The following is a 2,285-nucleotide window of genomic DNA, read 5'->3' as shown; positions in this document are numbered from 1 at the left end:
ATGCACGACAGCGCGCGGCTGAACACTCGCGTTCATGAACCTAACAACGGGTTCTCCCGTTTTCTTCCACGGGCAACAAAAAAAGGAGCAACGTCCATGCGTAAAGCGATCTTGGGCGCGGCAAGCGCACTGGCTCTTGCCTCGCCGGCATTGGCCAACGGATTAACGCCCTATAGCGAAGCTCCAAGTTATGGGGAGGAGACCCACACGTACGAGTACCGGACGCGGCCACCTGTCGTTGTCGAGGAGCCGGCTCCCGTTGTGGTGGTTCGCCGGCCTGTCATTGTAGCGCCGCCGCGAGTCGTGGTTGAGGAATATCCTGTCTATGCGGCACCGCGCGTCTATGCGGCACCTCCTGTGTATGCGTACGCTGGTCCGGGTTGGCGTGGCGGATGGGGCTATCGACGCCACTTCCGCGGCGGTTGGTAAAGTCTCGCATATCTAAGGAAGTTGGCGTCCAGCGCTTCGGCGGTTTCGGGGAGCGCCTCGGGCCACGGCTCGCTGCAACGCCTATCACGGACTAGCGCTGCCCATGTATTGCGCGTTGATCAATTATTATCCCGCCGCGGAAGAGCGCCAGTGAGACGCGGTTGTCACACGGATTAGCCTTTCGCTCGCCAAGTAGCGAGCCCTCGCTCGAAGCCTTATTGATCAGACGGCCGTACACGATTGCGAAATCCTTCGAGGATGTGAGACTACGGGTCACTTACGCTGCGTATCCCGTGATTGAGCGGCTATATACGAGTTTGCTATTGTGGTTAGGTGCACGGCGGCGGTCCCCAGTCGCTGCATCTCCTCATCGACCATGTAGACGGCAGCGGCACGGCGGTACGCTATTCCCACCGTTGCGTAAGCATTAGTGATCAATCCAGCCAAATCATCGTTCTCACCGCTGGTTTGGCGGTGACGGATTTTGACTACTTTAAGGGCGGTCTCAGCACTCTGTTCAGCATGCTGTGGGTTTTCCAAGCCCGGATCCGAAAGCTCGGGCTGACATGCTGCGGCTGCTCCAGCGATCACCTCGTAGTAAAGGCGCTTTTCCGAATCATCTGCGGCTAGATATTTTTGCAACAGGCGTCGCGCCCTTCCTTCCAGGTATCTTCGGTCCTCACGGATCTTCTTTCGTCGCTTGTCTACCCTAAACCAATTAAACACCGTTCGCCTCGATTTGCGTTGGAAAGTGCTGTTGCAGTCCATCGCGATAGTCTTTGTCACTCCTCGCCGCAAAATCGTCCGGACTGGCGGTCGTTCCTTCCTAAGCAACGATTGCCGCTGCGAGCCGCGGAGCCGTGCGGCTCAGTGACCAAGAAGTGCGCTCAGCCAAAACATCAATTTTCTGCCGCAGATGGTCAACCAACAGGTCAGCGCCGATAGTCAGGCAGCCACCATGTCCGCCGGACACCTGAAGCACTTCGACTTGAGAGCAGCGGTGAATCAGCCATTTCGAACTCCAACAACGGCACGAACTACAATTCCGGCGCGTTGGAAAAGTTGCTACTTTTTCCCGATTGCATTTCTCTTTCGCTGCACCGCAAGATAAAGACGCTCTACCAAGACCCTCCGCCGCTGCGGCGCGCCCGCCGCAGTAGCGCTCCGACGGCGGTGGAGCGCGGCCCGGCTGGTCGTAATGGATGCACATTAGATCGTAGGCGCTTCAGGTCGAGCGCAAGTTACGTTGGCTCATTCAAAGCAACTTGGCCGCAATTCGAAATTGACTTGCTAACTTGGTTGCCAATTCGGAATCATTGGCAGCCAAGTAACGCGCTGACTTGAAGTGATGCCCGTGTGGCCTTCCACCACCGAACACAAGGTACGTCCCATTACGACAACGGAGAAGGTCGTCGTCAGCAGCCGTCTGCCAGCGGATGTCGAACTGCAATCCGGTCCCGCTGGGGTCCATCTTTGACGAAATATCGCTATGTCTATTCGGGCGAGCGTGTGATGTTGGTGGACCCCCCGCACCGTACCGTCGTGCAGGAAATTGACTGGCCCGCGAATGGGAACCGCTTTCAAGCGACCCATTCGGCGAGGTGGTCGTTACAGCGGCAAATGTCTCAGCATCGTTATGGCGGCCGCTCCACAGGTGAGAACGGTGAAGATGATGCCTATCAAGAGGCGCCGGCTGAGCATGCTTGCTCCGTGTGGCTAAAGGAACGCGCTAACGAGAACCGTTGCTCGCGGATTCGTTCGGAGCTAACGGGACCCCTCCACCGAAGTTGCCGAGCGAATTGCCATCTTTTCCCGATGTTGGAACCGCCGATTGCTTTGTGACGTTAATCAGGGAA

The 2,285-nt window shown here is 57.2% G+C and carries 1 protein-coding gene; it reads right to left on the bottom strand.

The features are described from left to right. Positions 1 to 702: 702 nt before the first annotated feature. Entirely contained in the window at positions 703 to 1,155 is a 453-nt protein-coding gene (locus CQ12_RS29020; protein WP_157088560.1) for a hypothetical protein, read from the bottom strand. Positions 1,156 to 2,285: the final 1,130 nt, after the last annotated feature.

The sequence above is a fragment of the Bradyrhizobium jicamae genome, from assembly GCF_001440395.1.
Lineage (GTDB): Bacteria > Pseudomonadota > Alphaproteobacteria > Rhizobiales > Xanthobacteraceae > Bradyrhizobium > Bradyrhizobium jicamae.
Note: the sequence above shows the minus strand (reverse complement) of the source record. Positions and strands in the feature narration are given on the sequence as shown.